Source organism: Formosa sejongensis (assembly GCF_033447105.1).
Lineage (GTDB): Bacteria > Bacteroidota > Bacteroidia > Flavobacteriales > Flavobacteriaceae > Formosa.
Genome location: NZ_JAWQUN010000004.1, coordinates 136,797 through 154,434, shown reverse-complemented (window position 1 = coordinate 154,434; position 17,638 = coordinate 136,797). Strand labels below are relative to the sequence as shown.

Sequence of the window (17,638 nt, the reverse complement as noted above, 5' to 3'; positions counted from 1 at the left end):
TGTTTTATTTTTTAATGAAAGCCTTTTAATATGGAGACTTTAGACTGGATTATATTAATAGGTACACTCTTTACAATTGTAGCTTACGGAACATGGAAAACCCGCGGAAGCCAAAATGTTCAAGATTATATTCGCGGCGGAAATCAGGCACAATGGTGGACGATTGGTTTATCTGTTATGGCGACTCAAGCCAGCGCGATTACATTTTTATCGACACCAGGACAAGCCTTTAATGACGGTATGGGTTTCGTGCAGTTTTATTTTGGATTGCCAATTGCCATGATTATTATTTGCATGGTTTTTATTCCGTTATATCATCGACTTAAAGTTTATACAGCTTACGAGTTTCTAGAAAACAGATTCGATTTAAAAACTCGGACTTTAACTGCAGGTTTATTTTTGGTACAACGTGGATTGGCAGCTGGAATTACCATTTATGCTCCAGCTATTATTTTATCGGCAGTATTGGGTTGGTCTTTAAATCAGTTAAATATCATCATTGGTGTACTCGTTATTATATACACCGTTTCAGGAGGCACAAAGGCTGTAAGCGTTACACAAAAGCATCAAATGGCGGTAATTTTTACAGGAATGTTTATTGCTTTCTTTTTAATTCTAAGTTACTTACCAGATAATATCAATTTCTCGAATGCTTTAGAAATTGCCACGGTTAACGATAAAATGAACATCTTAGATTTCTCTTTCGATTTCGAAAATAGATATACATTTTGGAGCGGTATTATTGGAGGAACATTTTTAATGCTTTCCTATTTTGGAACAGACCAAAGTCAAGTACAGCGCTATTTATCAGGAAAATCGGTTCGAGAAATGCAATTAGGGCTTATTTTTAATGGGGTTCTAAAAGTGCCAATGCAGTTCTTTATTTTACTTGTTGGTGTTATGGTTTTCGTGTTTTATCAATTTAATGAATCCCCTATTAATTTTAATCCGCATGCCCAAGAAGTTGTTGCTGCATCATCTTATTCAAGTGATTTTAAAGCTTTAGAAACTGAACAACATAAACTTTTTGAAGAAAAGAAAACATTATTAAATGCATATGTTCAAACTCCAAATAAAAGTTTAAAATCTAAAATTTCCAACATAAGTAAATCCGAAAAAGAAAATCGAAATGAGGCCAAATTGGTATTAGAAAAAGCAGCAAAGGAACATGAAACCAAAATAGAAACTAACGATAAAGATTACGTTTTTATTCATTTTATATTAAACAATTTACCCCGAGGGTTAATAGGGCTTTTACTTGCCGTAATTTTAAGTGCAGCCATGTCTAGTACTGCTAGCGAATTAAATGCATTAGCATCAACCACAACTATCGATATCTACAAACGAAGCATTGCTCCAGACAAAGACGATATGCATTACGTAAAAGCGACTAAATGGTTTACGTTTGGTTGGGGAATATTGGCTATTTGTATTGCTTGCGTTGCCTATTTAGCCGATAATTTAATTCAGTTAGTAAATATTATTGGGTCTATTTTTTATGGTAATGTTCTTGGAGTTTTCTTACTTGCTTTTTTCTTTAAACATATAAAAGCAAATGCCGTATTTATTGCTGCTATTATAACACAAGCCATTGTTGTTATTGGATGGTATAATGATTGGATGCCATATTTGTGGCTTAATCTTTTTGGTTGTAGCTTAGTAATAATTATCGCATTATTTATTCAACTTTTTAATCTAAAATCTAATGACATTACAACCACATAAAACTATAAAATGGGGAATTATTGGGCTTGGTAATATTGCTCATAAATTTGCCAAAGATTTATTAACTATTAAAGATGCACAGTTACAAGCCGTAGCTTCAAGATCTCAAGAAAAAGCGAATGAATTTGCTAAAACATTTCATTCTAAAACAGCATACGATAGTTATGAAGCTTTAGCACAAGATCCAGAGATTGATGCCGTTTATATTGCAACACCTCATAGTTTTCATAAGGAACATGCTATATTATGTTTAAAACACGGCAAAGCTGTACTATGTGAAAAACCTTTCGGAATGAATACGGAAGAAGTTATGGAAATGATTACTGTAGCGAAAGAAAACAATGTGCTTTTAATGGAAGCATTATGGACTTATTTCTTACCACATTATCAGTTTGCGTTAACTGAATTAAAAAAAGAAACCTACGGAAAATTGTTAAAAATTGAAGCAGATTTTGGCTTTACTAGACCTTTTGATGAGTCTTCTAGATTATTCGATAAACGTGTTGGCGGAGGGAGTTTATTAGATATTGGCATCTACCCTATTTTTGCTACGCTTTCTACTTTAGGAGAGCCAAAACATATTGATGCGACATGTACAACATTTGAAAATGGAGCAGATTCATCTTGCGATATGATATTTAAATACGCGACGGGAGCTCAAGCTATTTTAAAAAGCAGTTTAATTAAAGAAACACCAACAACCTGTGTCTTTACATGTGAACGTGGTGTGATTACTTTAAACACGCAATTTCATATTCCAACAACTGTTACAATTTCGCAGGACGGAAAAGAACAGACTTTAGATTATACCGGTGAGACAATCGGATATAATTTTGAAACACTTCACTTTAACCAATTACTTCGAGATGGTAAAACTGAAAGTGAAATAATGAGTCATGATTTCAGTCTTAAGCTTATAAAAACTTTAGATCACGTGAGATCGTTAATAAGACTTGAATATTAAAACAAAGCCGCTATCAACTTTCATTGATAGCGGCTTTAATTAATTAACACTACTTCTAATTATAGAGCTCCCCACTCTTTTAAAGAATCTGTATTCATTTTTACATAATCACTATTCCCAGCAGCTTCAGCACTTGCTAAAGATTTTTTAGCTGCAGCGATTGCTCCTTTTTTATCACCTGATTTAGCAAGGATTAAAGATTGCTTACGTAATTGCCAAAACGCTGGCTTTGGTGTCATCGTTATAGATTTATCAATCCATGTTTTTGCTTGATTAATATCTTTTCCTGATTCAAAATAATACACTGCAGAAGCATAATAATCATTTGCAGTTGGACTACCTTTCATTGTGTTTTCAATATTTTTCATAACCATAACATCTGTAGGCACTTCAAATTTAACACCTGCATATACTTGTCCCCAAAGCATTCCTAAAACAGCAGAATCGTTTGTTAAATCGTCAAACGTCATTGTAAATGTTTCAATATCTACTGGCATAGGATACACTTGAGCTTGAGCTTTTAAAGCCACTTTACTATCATCCCATGTTTTAGGCAAACCACTGTTTTCAGAATCGGTGTAAAAAATCACATCCCAAGACGTTTCATTTGGTATCGTATAAATGGCATACGTTCCAGCTTTTAATGTTTTTCCATCGATAATTATAGCATCAGAAAATGAGATTTTAGTGTTTGCATTTGCTCCTGTTCTCCACATTTTACCATATGGTACCAAGTTTCCAAAAACTTCACGTCCTCTCATACTTGGTCGAGAGTATTCTAAAGTTACATTTGTTAAACCAACCGTTTGTTCCATTTTACTTAACGGACTAGGTTGTGGTGTTTTTATTTGGGCTTGAATACTGAACGTTGCTACTAGAGCAATAAGACCTAACATTACTTGTTTCATTATTTTATTTCTTTTTAGTTTGAAGTAAAATTACATATTCAAATTCCTTTTAATTGTTAATAAAACCTTAAATCGATCTTTATGAACGTTATATTATCAATAATTTTATCTTTTTTATGATTGAAAATAATATTATATAAGTTTTATTATTTACTTTTATAGCTGACAGCTAGCATTTTACATTTTAAAACTCTCCCTACGTAAACCTAATTAATAGATTTTTTTCAAATCTAAATAGGTCTTTATACGTGAAATTCACCAGATTTAATATCGTTAAAAAATTAATATTCTGCACCGGGATCGGGATTGTATGCACTTGTTATTTTCTAATTCATGTTAAAGACTCACCTACGTTATTGAATAATGCCTCTTTTCAATCCGTATTTAAAGACATATATTATACTTTTATAAATAGAGTTCAATACCTTGACTTCTTAATTATCATCTATTTTTTACTGGCTATTTTTAGTTCATTTCTTCTATTTAAATTTTTTAAACAGCAAAAAAAATCAAATAGTTACTTAAAAAACATTTCCGAAAATATTAAAAGACAAAACTCTTATTCTCAAATAATTATTCCTGAAATTAATTCAATATCATTTAGTGAAAATTCTAAAAACCATATCAATAAACATAATTCATTAGAGAAAATTAAACAAGACACCTAAATAATTATCATTTAAAAATTTAATATAATACATGTTCCGTTTTAAACATCCTACTTCAGTTTCATGTTATGGTATAAAATTCATTAATCTTAAAAAATAACATTATGAAAATTAAAAGTCTATTATTCTTTTTGGCGTTACTCATGTGTGGTACACAAATGCAGGGTCAATTTTTAAAAAAACTAAAAAAGAAACTTGAACAGGTTACTGAAGATGTTGTTATAAATAAAACATCTGAAAAAGTAGCGCAAAGCCTTGATAAAACTTTAGATAGTATTTTAGGACTAGACGGAGGGTATATATTTGATGGTAACATCGGAGGTATATCTATGGTAGATGCTTCTATCTTACCAGATATATATCACTTTGAATGGAAATATACTTTACAAGTGGAGAGCCCTAAGAGTGACCCTATGAAAATTGTTTATTATTTAAAACGAGATGAAAAATACTTTGGAATGCAACCGAATATTGATGAAACAAAAAATAAAGGAGAATTGATGATGGTCATGGATATGGGGAGAAACATCAATGCCATTTTCATGACTAATAACAATAAAAAGACAGGTATGGTAATGACAATTCCGAATGATATAGGAGATTATGAAACTGATGAAAATCTGGCTAGTGAATACACTTTTGAAGAATTAGATGATAAAGTTATTAACGGAAGAAATTGTAAAGGTTTTAAAATGGAAAATGAGGATTCTGTAATGATTATGTATAACGACATGGAAGCTCCTGTAAGTTTTTCTAAAATATTTGGTATAAACATTAAAAATGTACCTAAAGGATTTAATCCGAAATGGCTAGACAAGGCCGAAAACAGTTTAGTTATGGAAGCCACATATACAGATAAAAAGAAAAATGAATCGACCACAATGCGCTGTTTAGATTTATCTAAACAAGATTTAGACATTAAGAAAAAAGATTACGAATTTTCTTCTTTAGGAATTTCCGGAAATTAATTTAGCCACAAATTAAAAATGATTTCTAAAACAAGTATATAATGATCACGTAACACTACCTCTTTATAAAAATAACACATAATAAAAAGGGATGGAAAACACCGTGTTTTTCATCCCTTTTTATTCAATATATGTTGTTTAAATACAATTATTAATTACACTAATTAATTAGCTTGTGCTTTAGCATCATCAATCATTTCTTTGTTTGCTGAAACACCTATTTCTACACGACGATTTTTAGAACGTCCATCTGCGGTAGCGTTATCAAATCTAGGTCTTGTTTCACCATAAGCTGTTACTTCAAAACGATTTCTAGAAACACCTTTACTTTCTAAATACGACACTACAGATTGTGCTCTCTTTTCAGATAACGTCATATTATAAGCATCGTTACCCGTACTATCGGTATGCCCCTCAACTAATAAATCGGTATCTGGGAATTCGATAAATACTTCAGCAATAGCATTTAAATTTTCCTTTGCTTTTTCTGTTAATGTTGCTTTATTTGTCGCGAAAGTTACACCACTTTTATCATCAAAAACAACTTGAATACCCTCTCCTACTCGTTTAACTTCTGCACCAGGTAAAGCTTCTTCAATCTTATCAGCTTGCTTATCCATACTATGACCAATAACTCCACCGGCGGCACCACCTACAGCTGCCCCAATTAGAGCTCCTGTTATGTTACCACCAATAAGACCACCAATTAAAGCGCCTCCAGCAACACCTAGTCCTGCTCCTTTTTGTGTGCTATTTGCATTTTTTAACGCATCGCAACTCACAAAAGAGAATGACATTAATAATGCTACAACTATTAATATACTTGTTGATTTTTTCATCTTTATTTTAATTTTATAAATCTATACTATCTGAAGTTTTGTTAAAAGTCATTATCACATCAAAAGGATTCCCTTCATATTCCGATGGTACTTTAATTACCATTATATTATCTGAAATTTCTTGAATGGTTGCAACATAACCAGATTTTACATTTTTTGCTTTAATATCGTCTCCTACATATTTAAACTGAAACTGAGTAAATCCATCTCCAGATTCTAAAAACGACCAGTGAATACTATTCGTATATGCTTCACAAATTGAGCTATTTGGATTCGTAGAAAATTTTCCAGAACCATTATTTGGTATAAAAACCCACTCGCCTCCTTTAAAACAAGACGAATCTGCCAAATCGAATAAGTAGGCTTTATATAAACCTTTGTCTCCAATGAATTTAATATTAGTGACTTCCCAAGACCCTTTTAACATTTTTTTACTTGGCTGTGGTGCTGTTGTCGACTTAGAACTCGAGCATGAAAACACGAGAATAGCTAAAGTCAAATAAATGAATTTTTTCATATTTTAAAATGGTTATTGATTAATTGATACTTACTAAATTAACTATTTAATAGGAAAAACAAAAAAAACGACTAAAAAACATATAAGATATTATTCATTATTTAATCTGTCTTTTACGAATTCAATTTCCGTTTTACCATGAGCTTTTGTTTTTCCATCTTCTCCCAAATTAACCATTATAATGTTAGCTACACGTAAAATGGTTTCTCTGGTCATTTTATTTCGTACCTCACATTTAAGAGTCAAAGACGTTTTTCCAAATTTTTCGACAGCGATTCCAATTTCTACAATGTCACCTTGCTTAGCAGAGCTTAAAAAATTGATTTCAGACATATATTTTGTAACAACTTTACTATTTTCTAATTGTATAATAGAATATAAAGCAGCTTCTTCATCTATCCAAGCCAATAATTTACCTCCAAATAAAGTTCCGTTAGCATTTAAATCTTCTGGTTTTACCCATTTTCTGGTATGAAATCTCATAAATAATATTTTTGCGTAAAGGTAAATTATTAATTGTTCATAACAACGTTAACAAGTAATCGTGTTAACAAAAATTTCATTACAGATAATTAATAATTTTAAGAAAAATGTTTAATATTATGACAACAAGACACAGTAATCTTAAGGCTATTCGTCCATCTTCTTCTTTCGGGAGACTAAGCGAAAACATGAGTAGTGAAGAACGTTTTCAAAACGAAACATTACGCCCTATTATTAAATTTCAAGAGCAATTATTTATTGAAGTTCTTAAAAATTACATTAAAAAACACAAAACGATGTTCTATGATTTATCTCTTTCAAAAAAACTAATATTTATTGAAAATGCCATTCAAAAAGATATAAAATTCAGAAATTCTATTAAAGGAATGATCATTGGGCAATTTACTATTTCAGAATATCTTATCTACATTAAAAACTCTTCAGCATTGAATAAACGCATGATGACTATAGTAAAAGATCGACTTATTGAAAATATACAAGTTTTTGATATTCAACTAAGTGAATTAGTTTAACTAAGACTATTATCTAAATATCTTGTATGAGCGATTCTCCGTTAATATTAGTCGTTAACACATCGCTCATATAATTAAAATAGGGCCTAATGGTTTTAAACGAGTCATTAACGTGTTCTAGAAATCCCGGAGCTAAGACCTCTTTATCTGTGAATTTTTTAGTGAAAATAAATTGCTTTTTCCTGATAAGATCAATATTTGGATGACTTTTATCAAACCCTTTTGGAGATGTTTTAAGTTCTTCTCCTTCTAAAGTTCCCCAAGTCGATTTGAAGTTTGAAACAGCCATAATATCTCTCATTTCTTGTGCATCTACTTCAAATTCTTTTCTAATACGAAGTAAATCTTCCTTAGTAGGATCCCAAAATCCTGTGGCAATAAACGATTGATTATTCGGTTGAATTTGTAAATAATACCCACCTCTTAAATTAGGTTTTGCACGATGTATTGAACCTCCAAAATGTGTTTTGTATGGTATTTTGTTTTTCGAAAACCGAACATCTCTATAAATTCTAAAGAGTTTTACAGCATCTACTTCATCATGTGTTTTTAAAAGGGCAAACAATGAATTATAGACGGTTTTCATTTCTTTTTCTACAGCTCTAAACTCAGATTTATGATCTTGAAACCAAATTCTATCATTATTTTTTTCTAATTCAATTAAAAAATTAAATACACTTTTAGAAATCATACTTACTTATTTTATTAGTATAAAGATATAAAAAAGCCCTAGTAAACTAGGGCTTAAAACTTTTAAAACATTAAACTTTTATTTTACTAAGGTATACGTTTTAGAAATTATTTTATTAGACTTTCTGTCAAATTGTTGCACAATAAAATTTCCGTTTTCATCGAAATAACCAATACCTGTTTGCCCGTTATCATTCATAACAAATTGGGTTGAGTCGGCATCCGATTGTTCAACTTTAGTTGGTTCTGAATTGGTGGAATCTAAAATTAAAAATCCATTTTCTTGCATTTTAAATTCACAGGTCTTCCCATCTACTTCGTAAATCATAGAGTTTTTATTGGCTGTAAACGGACTGTTTTCTGTGACCTTAACCGTTTCTGTAACCTCGACTGGAGAATACACTCTATTTTGGTTAACTTCATTTTCATCGCCTTCAGCCAGTTTCACACTTTGCTCGGTACGTGTGTTAATTTCAACCTTACTCTCTTTAATTCCGTCCCCAGTATATTCTTTGGTTGTAATGGTCTTAGTTTCATCCAAAACATCCTTCTTTGGATCTGTTTGTGCATTTGCTGAATATATAAACAGCATTGCAAACACTAAATATATAGTTTTCATGATTTTATACTTTAATTATTAAACTTAATATCAATTCAATTTCTAGTTTATTATTTCAAAGCACCTTTAAAAAGTGTAATTACAAAAAGTACTAGAAAAACAAAAAATAATATTTTAGCAATTCCTGCTGATGCTCCTGCAATTCCTCCGAATCCTAAAATTCCAGCGATAATTGCTATAATTATAAAAGTGATGGCCCAACGTAACATAGTCTTATTTTTTAAATTAATATTTGTGATTTTATAATCACCTATGTAATCTGATTTTTAACTAAAATTATAAAAACCCATTATTCAATAATAGCACTGTTTAAGTGTTCTGAAGTTTTCTTAGACCAAGAGTCTAACATCCAACTCGCTTTTTCTAATTCTCGTATATATCCACCAATTAAATCGATAGTTCCTTCATCTGAGGCGTCAGTAGATTTTTCAATTACCGTACTCATCTGGTTTAAAAGTAGTTTATGGTCGTTTATAATTTCGGCAACCATTTCCCTATCTGATTTTAAAGGAGATACTTCTTTTAATGCAGAAATTTCTAAATAATCTGAAAATTTACTCATCGGGTGATAACGTAAGGTTAAAATCCGTTCGGCAATATCATCAATTTTAGTTCTCGCATCTGTATATAATTCTTCAAATTTATTATGTAAATCGAAGAAGTTTTCTCCAAGAATATTCCAATGGAAATTTCTAAGTTTCTGATAATATATATGGTAATCGGCAAGCAGTGTATTCAATTCAACAACTACGGGAAGTAGCTTTTCATCTTGCATATTTAAGTAATTCATAATTTTTGGCTTTTTGGTTAAACTTATTTATAAGATACAAAGCATAACCTATACCAGTCAACTTATTAACTGATTTTAACCATATTAGGTTTCTATTAACTTAAATTATGTTAAGAAAAAGCATGAAATCTTAAAGAAATTAACAAAAAAAGCAGATGTAAATTTCGATATTTGGATAATAAAATAATGATTTTGAACTATAATTTATGGTGTAGTTTCGAATTCGACAGCATTTAAAACTAAACCTGAAGCTGGGGCAACATAATCCATAACTTCTGTGCTTTCTGGTTTTAAACTGTCCTGAATATATTGTAAAGTGATCTCGTTTTTACCTAGTTTTATGAGGGCTCCCATCATTAACCGAATCTGGTTTCTCATAAAACCTTTACCTTTTACACGTAGCATATATGACTGCTCTGGAAAAAAATTGGCAGTAAAGATTGTGTTTTCTACTAATTCGCAGGTATCTATAGTGCGGTTAAAAATACCAGTTTCGGAAGGTTTATAACAATAGGTTTTAAAATTGTGAGTGCCTTCAAACAGCTTGGCTCCCAATTTCATTTTTTCAATATCTAACGGATCTAAAATTGTCGTCATTAACGGCGCACAAAACGGGTGATATTTTTCACCATGAGCGAATACATAAACGTACTCCTTCATTTTTGACGTTTGTATTATATTAAAATTTTTATCGACTTCTGTAATACGGATTGCTCTTAAATCTTGAGGTAAATTATAATTAAACAATTCTAAAAATGCTTGTTCGTCTTCAATTTTATCTTCTAAAAACAACTCAAAAGCACCTTGTTGAGCAGAAACCATAGCATCCGTTCTACCTGAACCCAACGTTTTAAATGGTTTTCCATCCATAATATAACGCATGGTTTTATCAATCATTAAATGAACCGTTTTTAATTTAGGTTGTTTTTGCCAACCGTGAAAACGATACCCTAAATACTGAATTTCGAAAAGATAAAAAAAACGTTTATTCAACTGAATGTATTTTTATATGAAGAGACGCAAGTAACCGATTTTAGTAGACTTCTCAAAAAAATCACTACTTTTAAACTCAATTAAATTTACTAATTATTTTAATTTATGACTGAATCAACTAAACTTCCTATTTGGTATTGGATTGTAACCGGATTCTATTTATTATGGAACGGTTTGGGAGTTCAACAATATTTCATCCAAGCAAATAATACAGAAGCTTTTAGATCTAAATTAACAGAAGCGCAATTGCAAGACATTTTAGAAATGCCTACTTGGGTTATGCGCGCATATGCTGTGGCTGTTATGCTAGGGTTTCTAGCCAGTATCTTATTAATGGCTCGCAGAAAATTCGCTTACCCAATTGCACTTACATCGTTAATCGCTGTAATCGCTCAAATGAGCTATCTATTTTTCGTAGTAAAACCCCAAACTATACTTATGCCGATTTTGGTCTTAATATTTTCGGTATTACTACTATTATTTTCTAAATATTCTAAAACAAAAAACTGGCTTAAATAATATTTAAGGAAATTAACAAAGGAGAATTTAAGACTTTTAAACTCTCCTTTATTATGACTACTATTTTTCTCTTCCTTTCAAAACTCCAACAACATCTTTAATTTCAAAACCTTTAGCTTGAAGTAAAATTAAATAGTGAAATAATAAATCGGCACTTTCATTTAAAAATAAATCGGCGTCATCATCTTTTGCTTCAATAACAACTTCTACTGCTTCTTCTCCTACTTTCTGAGCAATTTTATTAATCCCTTCCGCAAAGAGTGAAGACACATAAGATTCTGTAGGTGCAGAATTTAAACGTCTGTCCTTAATTATATCTTCTAAATGAGAAATAAATCCATAAGATTCATCGTTTGTTTCTCCCCAACAAGTATCTGTTCCTTTATGGCAAGTTGGTCCTTTAGGAAGCACTGAAACTAATAAAGTATCATTATCGCAATCTACTTTTATATCAACCAAATTCAGGACATTTCCACTTTCTTCACCTTTAGTCCATAACCGTTGTTTTGTTCTACTATAAAAAGTAACCAACTTTGTGTCTTTAGTTTTTTCTAAAGCTTCTGCATTCATATACCCAAGCATCAACACTTTTTTTGTAGATGCATCTTGAATGATTGCTGGTATTAATCCGTCGCTATTTTTATTAAAATCTATTATCATTTCTATTATTTTGAAACGTAAAATTTTACAATCTTACGGCTATATTATTATTTTTTAATTCTTCTTTTAATTCCGAAATAGGGATTTCTCCAAAGTGAAAAACACTTGCTGCCAAAGCGGCATCTGCATTTCCTTCTTTAAAAGTATCTACGAAATGTTGAATCGTTCCTGCACCTCCTGAAGCTATAATTGGAATATTCAACATATCAGAAAGTTTAGCCAAAGCTTCATTTGCAAAACCGTTTTTAGTTCCATCGTGATTCATAGATGTAAATAAAATTTCACCTGCACCTAAATCTTCAACTTGCTTTGCCCATTCAAATAAGTCTATTTCTGTTGGAATACTTCCACCTGCCAAATGCACTTTCCATTGTCCATTCACTTCCTTAGCATCAATAGCAACAACAACACATTGGCTTCCAAATTTATCTGCTAATTCCTTAACCAATTCAGGACGTTTAACCGCCGATGAATTAATAGACACTTTATCTGCGCCACATTGTAATAAAGCATCTACATGCTCTATTGAAGAAATACCTCCTCCAACAGTAAAAGGTATATTAACTTGTTCTGCAACGTGTAATACCATGTCTAGAGTTGTTCCTCTTCCTTCTAAAGTTGCCGAAATGTCTAAAAACACCAACTCGTCTGCTCCGTTTAAAGCATATTGTTTAGCCAATTCTACAGGGTCTCCTGCATCAATTAAATCGACAAAATTCACACCTTTTACGGTTCTACCATTTTTAATATCCAAACAAGGGATAATTCGTTTTGTAAGCATATTAATTTATTGAGAGTTTACAACCAGTTTTTCCAAGTCCTTCATACTGATTTTATTTTCGTAAATCGCTTTACCTATAATGACACCTTCGCACCCCAGCTCCATCAATTTTGGTAATTCTTCTTTACAAGAAATACCACCAGAAGCTATTAATTTGATATTTGGATTTTCAGTAATTATCTTTTTATATAAATCGAACGAAGGGCCTTCTAACATACCATCTTTAGAAATATCTGTACAGATTACATACTGAATCCCTTTACTCATATACCCTTTTATAAACGGCGCGACTTCCAAACTACTTTCTTCTAACCAACCACTTATAGCTACTTTTTCATTTTTAGCATCTGCACCCAAAATAATTTTCTGACTACCATACTTATGAATCCAACTCTCGAACATTGAACTGTTTTTAACCGCAATGCTTCCACCCGTAACTTGTTTCGCGCCAGAATTAAATGCGATATATAAATCTTCATTCGTTTTTAGTCCGCCGCCAAAATCAATCTTTAATTTCGTTTTAGAAGCAATTTGTTCTAAAACTTTATAATTTATTATCGTACTTGCTTTAGCACCATCTAAATCTACAAGGTGTAAATATTCAACACCGGCATCTTCAAAACCCTTAGCAACTTCTAACGGATTTTCGTTATACACTTTTTTGGTATCGTAATCACCTTTAGTTAAACGGACACATTTTCCATCTATAATATCTATGGCTGGTATAATTCTCATTTGTTACGTATTGGTAAATTTATGATTCTAGATTTAAAAAATTTTCAAGTAATTTAGCTCCTGCAATACTACTTTTTTCTGGGTGAAATTGTACACCATAAAAATTATTATGTCGTACCGCCGTAGCATACTCACCATTATAATTGGTTAAAGCAATTGCTTCTTTGCAATTTTCGGCATAATAGCTATGTACTAAATACATATATGAGTTTTCCGGAATGTCTTTAAACAAATAAGACTTTAAATCTGTAATTGTATTCCATCCCATTTGTGGTACTTTTACCGTATTTGGAAATCGTTTTACATCGACTTGAAAAATCCCCAATCCTTTAGTATTCCCTTCTTCAGTTGTTTTACATAACAATTGCATACCTAAACAAATCCCTAAAACAGGCTGAGTTAAGGTAGGAATTAATTTATCTAATTTAGTGCTTTTTAGCATTTTTAAAGCTGAACTTGCTTCTCCAACACCAGGAAAAATAACGCGATCTGCATTTCTAATCGTTTCTGGATCATTGGATAACAAAGCATCTACTCCTAAACGTTTAAACGCAAATTGAATACTTTTTATATTACCTGCACCGTAATCTATTATTACAACTGAAGGTACCCCATCTAACTTCCCCGAAAGGGAAGAACTCTCACTCGTATGTTTTAATTTTTCTGAATTCATATAATTTAAATTACAACCTTATTTTTACCAAAATAAAGTTATTTCCCAGCCAATACACTTAAGAGTGTCTCTTCCCTTCGGGAAGAATAAGATGGGCTTTTTTTTTACAGCATTCCTTTAGTTGATGGTAAAATCATTTTTTCTACATCACGTTTTACAGCCATTTTAATCGCTTTTGCAAACGCTTTAAATATTGCTTCAATTTTATGATGCTCGTTAGTCCCTTCGGCCTTAATGTTTAAATTACATTTAGCACCGTCGGTAAACGATTTAAAGAAATGATAAAACATTTCTGTTGGCATTTTTCCTACCATTTCACGTTTAAAATCTGCATCCCAAACCAACCAGTTTCTTCCCCCAAAATCAATTCCTACAGAAGCTAAACAATCGTCCATTGGCAAGTAAAAACCATAACGTTCTATACCTAATTTATTTCCCAATACGGTATTGAATAATTCACCTAAAGCAATCGCAGTATCTTCAATAGTATGGTGTTCATCCACTTCTAAATCGCCTGTAACTTTTAAATTTAAATCTAACTGCCCGTGACGAGCAATTTGGTCTAACATATGGTCGAAAAATGCAATTCCTGTATCTATATTACTTTTACCTGTTCCGTCTAAATTTAAATCTATCTTAATTTTAGTTTCGTTAGTATTTCGCTCTATACTTCCTGTACGATCTTCAACCTTTAGATGTTTATAAATAACTTCCCAGTCATTCGTCTCCAAAGTAATAAAAGCATTTAAAGCTTCATGTTTTACCGTAATTTCATCTGTACCAAGATTTGTATTATCGTTTATGAAAATACCTTTAGACCCTAAATTTTTAGCTAATTCAATATCCGTTAAACGGTCGCCAATTACATAAGAATTTTCTAAATCGTAAGTTTCAGAAAAGTATTGTGTTAATAAACCTGTATTTGGTTTACGTGTTGGCGCATTGTCTTTTGCAAAGGTTCTATCAATAAATTGTTCTTTAAATTCTACCCCTTCATTTTTAAAGGCTTCAAGAATAAAATTATGAACTGGCCAAAATGTATTTTCAGGATATACATCTGTTCCTAAACCATCTTGATTTGTAATCATTACAATTTCAAAATCTAATTCTTTAGCAATTTTACTTAAATATTGAAAGACTTTAGGATAAAATTCTAGCTTCTCGAAACCATCAATTTGTTCGTCGGCAGGCTCTCTAATAATCGTTCCATCACGATCTATAAATAATACTTTTTGTCTCATTTTAACTTGGTAAGTGCGGTTATTAGCGTTTTATTTTCTGAAGGTGTTCCCACAGTTAAGCGTAAACAATTTTCGCATAACGGTTGGGTTGTGCGGTTACGAATCACTACGCCTTCTTTAATTAATTGATTATAGCGCTTGGTTGCGTCGTCTACTTTTACGAGTACGAAATTAGTATCTGACGGATATATTTTTTTGATGTAAGCAACAGATTTTAATTCTGATATTAATTTACTTCGTTCTATTAAAATCGAATCGATTTCGTCGCTTATAACATCTGGTTGTTTTAATAATTCTACCGCTTTGTTCTGTGTTAACACATTAATATTATACGGTGGTTTTATAGTGTTTAAAACTGAAATTATTTCTTCTGAAGCATAGCAAATTCCTAATCTTAATCCTGCCATACCATAGGCTTTAGACAGAGTTTGAGTGATTACTAAATTAGGAAATTCTTCCAGACGGTCTAACCAACTGTCTTGAGTAGAAAAATCAATATAGGCTTCGTCTATAACTACAATGCCTTCAAATTTCTTCAATAAAGTTTCAACTTCATAATCTTTAAAGCTATTTCCTGAAGGGTTATTTGGCGAACATAAAAAGAGGATTTTACTGTGGGCGTCAGCTTCATCTAAAATCTGATCACCTTCTGGCTGAAAGTCTTTAGATAATAAAATCTTTTTAGTTTCAACAGCATTTAAATTTGCTAGCACTTCATACATACCGTATGTTGGCGGTAAAATAATAATATTGTCTTTATTAGGTTCACAAAATGCTCTAATTAATAAATCAAGAACTTCATCACTCCCATTTCCTAATAAAATATTAGATTTTGAAACATTTTTAATTTCAGATAAAATATCCTTCACTTCATTTTGATGCGGATCTGGATACCTATTTACACCATTATTAAACGGATTCTCGTTCGCATCTAAAAACACCATATTACTGGTTTCTTCTTGAAACTCGTCTCTTGCAGACGAATAGGCTTTTAATGCTTTTATCGAAGGTCTTAAAAGATCTTGTACAGTTGCCATTACTTTTTATTTAAAGTGTTTAATCGTAAAGTCACAGCATTTTTGTGAGCTTCTAAACCTTCGGCCGCAGCCATTTTTTCTATAATAGGACCTAAATCTAATAAGCCTTTTTCTGAAATTTTTTGAAACGTAATACTCTTTAAAAAGCTATCTAAGTTTACACCAGAATACGCGCGGCAAAATCCATTTGTTGGTAAAGTATGGTTGGTTCCTGAAGCATAATCTCCAGCACTTTCTGGAGTATAATTACCGATAAAGACAGAACCTGCATTACGAATACCATTAACAAAAAGGTCTTCGTTTTTAGAACAAATAATAAAATGCTCTGGAGCATATTCATTAATTAATTCTAAAGCAATTTCATCACTTTCAACATAAATTAATTTTGAGTTTGCAATTGCTTTTTTAGCTATGGTTTGTCTTGGTAAAGCTTCAATTTGAATATCTATTGCTTTTAAAACATCATTAATCATTGATTTTGAAGTCGATACCAAAATCACTTGACTATCAGCTCCATGTTCAGCCTGACTTAATAAATCTGAAGCTACAAATTCTGCATTGGCAGAATCGTCTGCGACAACCAATAATTCACTTGGTCCAGCAGGCATATCTATAGCCACACCATGTTTTGTAGCCAATTGTTTTGCAACGGTAACAAATTGATTTCCTGGTCCAAATATTTTATAAACTTGAGGAATATTTTCAGTACCAAAAGTTAATCCGGCAATAGCTTGAATCCCTCCTACTTTTATAATTTTTGAAACTCCACATAAATCTGCAGCAAATAATATTTCGTTTGCTATCTTTCCTATAGCATTCGGTGGTGAACACAACACTATTTCTTTACAGCCTGCGATTTTTGCAGGAATAGTTAACATTAAAACTGTAGAAAATAAAGGTGCTGTTCCTCCTGGAATATATAATCCAATTTTTTCAATCGCTCGTTTTTCCTGCCAACAATTTACACCAGGCATGGTTTCAACTTCAACCTTAGTTGTTTGTTGTGCAGCGTGAAAACGTTCAATATTTTGGTATGCGGTAGTTATTGCTACTTTTAATTCTTCTGAAACTTGAGTTTTAGCAAATTCAATTTCATCTGAACTCACTAAATTATCGTCTAATGTAACCCCATCAAAAAGCGAAGTGTATTTCGAAATTGCAGTATCACCGTTACGTTTTACATCATCAAAAATCTGAGTTACCGTTTCTTCAATATCATTAACAGTTTGTGTAGGACGTTGTAATATCTGCGACCAATCTGCTTTATTGGGGTTTTCAATAATTTTCATTGTCTA

The 17,638-nt window shown here is 31.6% G+C and carries 21 protein-coding genes; 5 read left to right on the top strand and 16 right to left on the bottom strand.

Annotation, left to right across the window (positions count from 1 at the left end; all coding sequences use genetic code 11):
- The first annotated feature begins 30 nt into the window (after positions 1-30).
- Positions 31-1,725, top strand: coding sequence for a sodium:solute symporter family protein (locus R6X41_RS06420; RefSeq protein ID WP_318498536.1), 1,695 nt, complete (start codon positions 31-33; stop codon positions 1,723-1,725).
- The gene (locus tag R6X41_RS06415) at positions 1,706-2,689 is read left to right on the top strand and encodes a Gfo/Idh/MocA family protein (protein WP_318498535.1); all 984 of its coding nucleotides are present in this window, start codon (positions 1,706-1,708) and stop codon (positions 2,687-2,689) included. Before R6X41_RS06420 ends, R6X41_RS06415 begins: the two co-directional genes overlap by 20 nt.
- Before the next feature lie 59 nt (positions 2,690-2,748).
- Here the strand turns inward: R6X41_RS06415 and R6X41_RS06410 are convergent, their stop codons facing one another.
- On the bottom strand, positions 2,749-3,597 hold the full coding sequence (locus tag R6X41_RS06410; RefSeq protein WP_318498534.1) for a DUF2911 domain-containing protein: 849 nt from the start codon (positions 3,595-3,597) through the stop codon (positions 2,749-2,751).
- 772 nt (positions 3,598-4,369) lie between these two features.
- Between R6X41_RS06410 and R6X41_RS06405 the strand changes: the two genes are divergently transcribed.
- Positions 4,370-5,233, top strand: a complete 864-nt coding sequence (locus tag R6X41_RS06405; RefSeq protein WP_318498532.1) for a DUF4412 domain-containing protein — start codon at positions 4,370-4,372, stop codon at positions 5,231-5,233.
- Positions 5,234-5,397: 164 nt separating this feature from the next.
- Here R6X41_RS06405 and R6X41_RS06400 read toward each other — a convergent pair whose 3' ends face one another.
- The 3 genes from R6X41_RS06400 to R6X41_RS06390 all read right to left on the bottom strand — a co-directional run bounded on the left by R6X41_RS06400 (position 5,398) and on the right by R6X41_RS06390 (position 7,072).
- Positions 5,398-6,072, bottom strand: coding sequence for a YiaD family glycine zipper/OmpA-like lipoprotein (locus R6X41_RS06400; protein WP_318498530.1), 675 nt, complete (start codon positions 6,070-6,072; stop codon positions 5,398-5,400).
- Between the two features lie 13 nt (positions 6,073-6,085).
- Positions 6,086-6,589: a lipocalin family protein gene (locus R6X41_RS06395; protein ID WP_318498528.1), complete on the bottom strand. Its 504-nt coding sequence runs from the start codon at positions 6,587-6,589 to the stop codon at positions 6,086-6,088.
- A gap of 90 nt (positions 6,590-6,679) precedes the next feature.
- Complete coding sequence (locus R6X41_RS06390) at positions 6,680-7,072, bottom strand: acyl-CoA thioesterase (protein ID WP_318498527.1); 393 nt, start codon at positions 7,070-7,072, stop codon at positions 6,680-6,682.
- Positions 7,073-7,191: 119 nt separating this feature from the next.
- Here R6X41_RS06390 and R6X41_RS06385 point away from each other — a divergent pair, with 119 nt between their 5' ends.
- Positions 7,192-7,605 carry a glyoxalase gene (locus tag R6X41_RS06385; RefSeq protein ID WP_318498525.1) on the top strand — a complete coding sequence of 138 codons (414 nt, stop codon included), beginning with the start codon at positions 7,192-7,194 and terminating at the stop codon, positions 7,603-7,605.
- Positions 7,606-7,618: 13 nt separating this feature from the next.
- Here the strand turns inward: R6X41_RS06385 and R6X41_RS06380 are convergent, their stop codons facing one another.
- The 5 genes from R6X41_RS06380 to R6X41_RS06360 all read right to left on the bottom strand — a co-directional run bounded on the left by R6X41_RS06380 (position 7,619) and on the right by R6X41_RS06360 (position 10,697).
- Positions 7,619-8,296: a DUF2461 domain-containing protein gene (locus R6X41_RS06380; protein WP_318498523.1), complete on the bottom strand. Its 678-nt coding sequence runs from the start codon at positions 8,294-8,296 to the stop codon at positions 7,619-7,621.
- Positions 8,297-8,374: 78 nt separating this feature from the next.
- Positions 8,375-8,914, bottom strand: coding sequence for a hypothetical protein (locus R6X41_RS06375; protein ID WP_318498521.1), 540 nt, complete (start codon positions 8,912-8,914; stop codon positions 8,375-8,377).
- A gap of 50 nt (positions 8,915-8,964) precedes the next feature.
- Positions 8,965-9,123, bottom strand: a complete 159-nt coding sequence (locus tag R6X41_RS06370; RefSeq protein WP_318498519.1) for a DUF1328 family protein — start codon at positions 9,121-9,123, stop codon at positions 8,965-8,967.
- An 80-nt stretch (positions 9,124-9,203) separates the two neighbouring features.
- Positions 9,204-9,704 (bottom strand): Dps family protein, encoded by a 501-nt coding sequence (locus R6X41_RS06365; protein ID WP_318498518.1) that lies wholly within the window; start codon positions 9,702-9,704, stop codon positions 9,204-9,206.
- Between the two features lie 204 nt (positions 9,705-9,908).
- Positions 9,909-10,697: a tRNA pseudouridine synthase A gene (locus tag R6X41_RS06360; protein WP_318498516.1), complete on the bottom strand. Its 789-nt coding sequence runs from the start codon at positions 10,695-10,697 to the stop codon at positions 9,909-9,911.
- A gap of 105 nt (positions 10,698-10,802) precedes the next feature.
- Between R6X41_RS06360 and R6X41_RS06355 the strand changes: the two genes are divergently transcribed.
- Entirely contained in the window at positions 10,803-11,216 is a 414-nt protein-coding gene (locus R6X41_RS06355; protein ID WP_318498514.1) for a hypothetical protein, read from the top strand.
- A gap of 60 nt (positions 11,217-11,276) precedes the next feature.
- Here the strand turns inward: R6X41_RS06355 and hisIE are convergent, their stop codons facing one another.
- The 7 genes from hisIE to hisD all read right to left on the bottom strand — a co-directional run bounded on the left by hisIE (position 11,277) and on the right by hisD (position 17,632).
- Complete coding sequence (gene hisIE, locus R6X41_RS06350; protein WP_318498512.1) at positions 11,277-11,876, bottom strand: bifunctional phosphoribosyl-AMP cyclohydrolase/phosphoribosyl-ATP diphosphatase HisIE; 600 nt, start codon at positions 11,874-11,876, stop codon at positions 11,277-11,279.
- A 25-nt stretch (positions 11,877-11,901) separates the two neighbouring features.
- Positions 11,902-12,657 carry an imidazole glycerol phosphate synthase subunit HisF gene (hisF, locus tag R6X41_RS06345; protein WP_318498510.1) on the bottom strand — a complete coding sequence of 252 codons (756 nt, stop codon included), beginning with the start codon at positions 12,655-12,657 and terminating at the stop codon, positions 11,902-11,904.
- A gap of 6 nt (positions 12,658-12,663) precedes the next feature.
- Positions 12,664-13,392, bottom strand: coding sequence for a 1-(5-phosphoribosyl)-5-[(5-phosphoribosylamino)methylideneamino]imidazole-4-carboxamide isomerase (hisA, locus tag R6X41_RS06340; protein WP_318498508.1), 729 nt, complete (start codon positions 13,390-13,392; stop codon positions 12,664-12,666).
- A 19-nt stretch (positions 13,393-13,411) separates the two neighbouring features.
- Positions 13,412-14,065 (bottom strand): imidazole glycerol phosphate synthase subunit HisH, encoded by a 654-nt coding sequence (gene hisH / locus R6X41_RS06335; protein ID WP_318498506.1) that lies wholly within the window; start codon positions 14,063-14,065, stop codon positions 13,412-13,414.
- A 104-nt stretch (positions 14,066-14,169) separates the two neighbouring features.
- The gene (hisB, locus tag R6X41_RS06330) at positions 14,170-15,306 is read right to left on the bottom strand and encodes a bifunctional histidinol-phosphatase/imidazoleglycerol-phosphate dehydratase HisB (protein WP_318498504.1); all 1,137 of its coding nucleotides are present in this window, start codon (positions 15,304-15,306) and stop codon (positions 14,170-14,172) included.
- Positions 15,303-16,343 (bottom strand): histidinol-phosphate transaminase, encoded by a 1,041-nt coding sequence (hisC, locus tag R6X41_RS06325; RefSeq protein ID WP_318498502.1) that lies wholly within the window; start codon positions 16,341-16,343, stop codon positions 15,303-15,305. Before hisC ends, hisB begins: the two co-directional genes overlap by 4 nt.
- Complete coding sequence (gene hisD / locus R6X41_RS06320) at positions 16,343-17,632, bottom strand: histidinol dehydrogenase (RefSeq protein ID WP_318498501.1); 1,290 nt, start codon at positions 17,630-17,632, stop codon at positions 16,343-16,345. The genes hisC and hisD overlap by 1 nt, the downstream gene beginning before the upstream one ends.
- Between the last annotated feature and the right edge of the window lie 6 nt (positions 17,633-17,638).

Coding starts and splice junctions, on each gene's coding strand:
- R6X41_RS06420 (WP_318498536.1), top strand. CDS start 31: ATGGAGACTTTAGACTGGATTATATTAATAGGTACACTCTTTACAATT.
- R6X41_RS06415 (WP_318498535.1), top strand. CDS start 1,706: ATGACATTACAACCACATAAAACTATAAAATGGGGAATTATTGGGCTT.
- R6X41_RS06410 (WP_318498534.1), bottom strand. CDS start 3,597: ATGAAACAAGTAATGTTAGGTCTTATTGCTCTAGTAGCAACGTTCAGT.
- R6X41_RS06405 (WP_318498532.1), top strand. CDS start 4,370: ATGAAAATTAAAAGTCTATTATTCTTTTTGGCGTTACTCATGTGTGGT.
- R6X41_RS06400 (WP_318498530.1), bottom strand. CDS start 6,072: ATGAAAAAATCAACAAGTATATTAATAGTTGTAGCATTATTAATGTCA.
- R6X41_RS06395 (WP_318498528.1), bottom strand. CDS start 6,589: ATGAAAAAATTCATTTATTTGACTTTAGCTATTCTCGTGTTTTCATGC.
- R6X41_RS06390 (WP_318498527.1), bottom strand. CDS start 7,072: ATGAGATTTCATACCAGAAAATGGGTAAAACCAGAAGATTTAAATGCT.
- R6X41_RS06385 (WP_318498525.1), top strand. CDS start 7,192: ATGACAACAAGACACAGTAATCTTAAGGCTATTCGTCCATCTTCTTCT.
- R6X41_RS06380 (WP_318498523.1), bottom strand. CDS start 8,296: ATGATTTCTAAAAGTGTATTTAATTTTTTAATTGAATTAGAAAAAAAT.
- R6X41_RS06375 (WP_318498521.1), bottom strand. CDS start 8,914: ATGAAAACTATATATTTAGTGTTTGCAATGCTGTTTATATATTCAGCA.
- R6X41_RS06370 (WP_318498519.1), bottom strand. CDS start 9,123: ATGTTACGTTGGGCCATCACTTTTATAATTATAGCAATTATCGCTGGA.
- R6X41_RS06365 (WP_318498518.1), bottom strand. CDS start 9,704: ATGAATTACTTAAATATGCAAGATGAAAAGCTACTTCCCGTAGTTGTT.
- R6X41_RS06355 (WP_318498514.1), top strand. CDS start 10,803: ATGACTGAATCAACTAAACTTCCTATTTGGTATTGGATTGTAACCGGA.
- hisIE (WP_318498512.1), bottom strand. CDS start 11,876: ATGATAATAGATTTTAATAAAAATAGCGACGGATTAATACCAGCAATC.
- hisF (WP_318498510.1), bottom strand. CDS start 12,657: ATGCTTACAAAACGAATTATCCCTTGTTTGGATATTAAAAATGGTAGA.
- hisA (WP_318498508.1), bottom strand. CDS start 13,392: ATGAGAATTATACCAGCCATAGATATTATAGATGGAAAATGTGTCCGT.
- hisH (WP_318498506.1), bottom strand. CDS start 14,065: ATGAATTCAGAAAAATTAAAACATACGAGTGAGAGTTCTTCCCTTTCG.
- hisB (WP_318498504.1), bottom strand. CDS start 15,306: ATGAGACAAAAAGTATTATTTATAGATCGTGATGGAACGATTATTAGA.
- hisC (WP_318498502.1), bottom strand. CDS start 16,343: ATGGCAACTGTACAAGATCTTTTAAGACCTTCGATAAAAGCATTAAAA.
- hisD (WP_318498501.1), bottom strand. CDS start 17,632: ATGAAAATTATTGAAAACCCCAATAAAGCAGATTGGTCGCAGATATTA.